This window comes from Synechococcus sp. H55.10, from assembly GCF_047502715.1.
In the GTDB taxonomy this organism is placed as follows: Bacteria; Cyanobacteriota; Cyanobacteriia; order Thermostichales; family Thermostichaceae; genus Thermostichus.
In genome coordinates, this window is sequence record NZ_JANSJJ010000214.1 from 1 (window position 1) to 590 (window position 590).

At 42.2% G+C, this 590-nt stretch carries 1 protein-coding gene; it reads left to right on the forward strand.

Annotated elements, in window-relative coordinates:
- Positions 1-181: 181 nt before the first annotated feature.
- Positions 182-590 (forward strand): hypothetical protein (locus tag NW858_RS11625; protein ID WP_414520558.1); only part of this gene is annotated, 409 nt, incomplete at its 3' end.

Here is a 590-nt window from a genome sequence, read left to right on the forward strand (position 1 = left end):
GGGCAGGCTATCGGAAAGTATAGAAAACATTTCCCAGAATCTAAACTCGAGTTCTAGCCTTCAAAAGGGGAAGGAAACTAACAAGCAAACTGCTGACGCAGGACTCAAGAGTTTGCCGCCAGAGACGATTAGCCGTGAACAGGTGAAGATAGGGGTATTTCTGTGGTCTAAGAACATAAGGATGAAGAACCTGCTTCCATCTAGTAAAAAAGCGGCAGAAGGGGAACTCGATAACAAGCTGAACTGGATATCAAACCTTATGGGTCAGAGGTACTCGATGATTGAGAAGCTTTACAAAGAAATTAAATCTGGCATTGGAGAAGAAAAGAGCTTGACTCTTTGCTTAAAAGGCAACCCCCCAGAAGTGATAAATTATAGCTGCCAACTTGCTTCCACTCTACGTAAGGTTAATTTCTTAAAGGAACATAACTACTCAAAAAGCTCCAAAACCCTGATGGTAAAACTAAGCAAGTCTTCAGAGGCAATCAAGTTCCTATCTGGAGATTGGCTGGAGAGATATGTCAAACAGCAACTGATCAAGTTTGCTAGAGAGCAGGGACAGAAGATCGATTTTTCCTACATCGCAAATG